Annotated in this window: 2 protein-coding genes; one reads left to right on the forward strand and one right to left on the reverse strand. The window is 72.2% G+C overall.

The genetic code is table 11. From position 1 onward, the window contains the following. Positions 1-5: 5 nt before the first annotated feature. Positions 6-1,421: a DedA family protein gene (locus AB0J68_RS29460; RefSeq protein WP_354861422.1), complete on the reverse strand. Its 1,416-nt coding sequence runs from the start codon at positions 1,419-1,421 to the stop codon at positions 6-8. A 133-nt stretch (positions 1,422-1,554) separates the two neighbouring features. Here AB0J68_RS29460 and typA point away from each other — a divergent pair, with 133 nt between their 5' ends. After that, positions 1,555-3,423, forward strand: a complete 1,869-nt coding sequence (gene typA / locus AB0J68_RS29465; protein WP_354861421.1) for a translational GTPase TypA — start codon at positions 1,555-1,557, stop codon at positions 3,421-3,423. The last annotated feature ends 70 nt before the right edge of the window (positions 3,424-3,493 follow it).

The following is a 3,493-nucleotide window of genomic DNA, read 5'->3' on the forward strand; positions in this document are numbered from 1 at the left end:
GCAGATTAGCAAGGTTCGACCGGACGACGGGGCCCCTGCGGCGGCCGGGCCGGGTCGGCCGGCTGCGCCCGGTCGCCCACCGCCCGGTCCCTGGTGGCCCAGGCGACCATGAACACCACCGTCCACAGCACCCCGAGCAGCACCGCCGCGGCAGTGCCGCTCGCCGTGTCCAGGCCGAGGTAGAGCCGTGCGGCGCCGACCCCGAGCACGCCCGCGGCGGCGGCCGTCCACGCGGCCACTGCCACCGGCCAGTGGGCGCTGCGCGACACCAGCCACGCCAGGGTGCACAGGCTCGCCGCGACCACGGCGTTCTGGGTCGAGAACGGGACGGCCTCGTGCCCACCCGGACCGCCACCGGGCGTCGGCGTCAACTCGGCCACCACGGCCAGCACCACAAGCGGCACGAACGCGCCCACGGTGCCGACCACACTGAGCAGATCCGCGCGCCAGGGGCGGTTCCGCCACGCCAGCACCGCCGCCACCAGCGCCACCAACACGATCAGCACCCACCCGCGTACCAACGACACCACGACCAGGGTGGCGTCGGCGGCGTCCGGGGTCCGGCGGGCGGTGAACCAGGCACCGATCGCCCCGTCCAGCGCCGCCAGCCCGCTGTTGCGCACCACGACGGCGAGCAGGCCGGCGATGGCCAGCCCGGCGGCGAAGAGCAGCAGCAGCCCGGCGGCCAGGTTGAGCAGCAGCGTCCAGGCCGGCCCGATCCGCATGGCCACCAGGAAGAACAGCACCCCGTAGCGGGCGCTGAGCCAGCGCACCGGCGGCAGCGCGGCGGCCCGGGACAGCAGCGCGCGTACCGGGTCGGGGTTGCGGCCGAGCCACCGCCCGGAGAGCACCACCCCCAGCAGCCCCGCCAGCAACGCCAGTGCCGCGCCGGTGGCCCGGCCGAGCAGCCGGGAGACCGTGTCGTACGACTCACCGGCGAGGTGGCCGAGCAGCACCGAGCAGCCGACCCAGGTGACGATGCCGGCCACGTTCCACGGCGCGAACCGCCGGTACGACATGCCGGCGGACCCCGCCAGCCGGGGCACCAGGGTGCGGGCGAAGGCCACCCAGCGCGCCGCGAACACGCCCCGGCCGCCCAGCCGGGCGAGCATCGCGTCTGCCCGGCGCCACCGCTCGGGCCCGACCCGGTGGCCCAGCCCGGCACGCAGCTTCGGGCCGAAGCGCCGCCCGGCGCGGAAGGCCAGCGCATCGCCCACGAACGCCGAGACGATCATCGCGAGCAACGCCGGTCCGAGCCGCAAGGTACCGTTGTAGGTGAGGAAGCCGACGAGCAGCAGGGTAGCCTCACCCGGCACCAGCAGGCCGAAGATCACCGCGGTCTCGCCCGCCACGATCAGCGCGGCGACCAGGTAGATCCACAGGGTGGGCAGACCTTGCACCCAGGTCAGCAGGTCGTGCACTCAGGCCCCCGGGACACGGGAGCCAGCATGCCAGCCGGTGCAACGACCGGGACAGCAGTTTCACCATAGATCAGGGGCACCTGGGGGTGACCCCGACGCAGCCTGCGCGCGCGCAGGCGGAAGGATAGAGGGTATGCAGCTTCGCACCGACCTCCGCAACGTCGCCATCATCGCTCACGTCGACCACGGCAAGACCACCCTGGTCGACGCCATGTTGCGGCAGGCCGGGGCGTACGGCGCCCGGGGCGAGAACACCGAGCGGGTGATGGACTCGGGTGACCTGGAGCGGGAAAAGGGCATCACGATCCTGGCCAAGAACACCGGTGTGCGCTACCTGCCGGCGGACGGCTCCGACCCGGTCACCATCAACATCATCGACACCCCCGGCCACGCCGACTTCGGTGGCGAGGTCGAGCGCGGCCTCACCATGGTCGACGGCGTGGTGCTGCTGGTCGACGCCAGTGAGGGCCCGCTGCCGCAGACCCGCTTCGTGCTGCGTAAGGCGCTGCAGGCCCGGATGCCGATCATCCTGGTGATCAACAAGGTCGACCGCCCCGACGCCCGGATCAAGGAGGTCGTGGACGACACCTACGAGCTCTTCCTCGACCTGGACGCCGACGAGGAGCAGATCGACTTCCCGATCGTCTACGCGTGCGCCCGCGACGGCGTCGCCTCGCTGACCCAGCCCGCCGACGGTTCGGTGCCCGACGACAGCACCTCCCTGGAGCCGCTGTTCCGCACCCTGCTGGACACCATCCCGGCCCCCGCGTACGAGGATGGCGCTCCGCTGCAGGCGCACGTCACCAACCTCGACGCCTCGCCGTTCCTCGGCCGGCTGGCGCTGTGCCGGGTCCGCCAGGGCACGATCAGCAAGGGCCAGACGGTGGCCTGGTGCCGCACCGACGGCAGCACCCAGCGGGTCCGCATCTCCGAGATGCTGATGACCGAGGGCCTGGAGCGCAAGCCGGCCGAGACGGCCGGTCCGGGCGACATCATCGCGGTCGCCGGCATCTCCGACATCATGATCGGCGAGACCCTCGCCGACGCGGAGAACCCGGTCGCGCTGCCGCTGATCACCGTCGACGAGCCGGCCATCTCGATGACGATCGGCACCAACACGTCACCGCTGGTGGGCCGGGTCAAGGGCTCCAAGGTCACCGCGCGGATGGTCAAGGACCGGCTCGACAAGGAGCTGGTCGGCAACGTGTCGCTGCGGGTGCTGCCCACCGAGCGGCCGGACGCCTGGGAGGTGCAGGGCCGTGGTGAGCTGGCGCTGGCCATCCTGGTCGAGCAGATGCGCCGGGAGAGCTACGAGCTGACCGTCGGCAAGCCGCAGGTCGTCACCAAGGAGATCGACGGCAGGACCTGCGAGCCGGTCGAGCGGTTGACCATCGACGCGCCCGAGGAGTACCTGGGCGCGATCACCCAGCTCCTCGCGACCCGTAAGGGCCGGATGGAGCAGCTGGTCAACCACGGCACCGGCTGGATCCGGATGGAGTGGCTGGTCCCGGCGCGCGGCCTGATCGGCTTCCGCACCGAGTTCCTCACCGACACCCGGGGCACCGGCATCCTGCACCACGTCTTCGAGTCGTACGAGCCGTGGTTCGGCGAGCTGCGCACCCGCAACAACGGTTCGCTGGTCGCCGACCGGGCCGGCGCGGTCACCGCCTTCGCGATGATCAACCTGCAGGAGCGCGGCCAGCTCTTCGTCGACCCGACCACCGAGGTGTACGAGGGCATGATCGTCGGGGAGAACTCGCGCTCCGACGACATGGACGTCAACATCACCAAGGAGAAGAAGCTCACCAACATGCGGGCCTCGACCTCCGACGAGACCGAGAAGCTGATCCCGCCGCGCAAGCTCTCGCTGGAGCAGGCGCTGGAGTTCTGCCGCGAGGACGAGTGCGTCGAGGTCACCCCGACCGCGGTGCGCATCCGCAAGGTGGTGCTCGACCAGCAGCAGCGCGGTCGGGCCGCCGCCCGCCGCAAGCACGCCGGCTGAGGACACCAGCACCCGGCACCGGGCGCGTCGGCCGCTTGCGGCCCGCGCCCCCCGCCCCAGTGCCGCCGGG

The sequence above is a fragment of the Micromonospora sp. NPDC049580 genome (genome assembly GCF_040675595.1).
In the GTDB taxonomy this organism is placed as follows: Bacteria; Actinomycetota; Actinomycetes; order Mycobacteriales; family Micromonosporaceae; genus Micromonospora.

Bases quoted from the DNA above. Each gene is read 5' to 3' on its own strand.
- typA (WP_354861421.1), top strand. From the start codon at position 1,555: ATGCAGCTTCGCACCGACCTCCGCAACGTCGCCATCATCGCTCACGTC.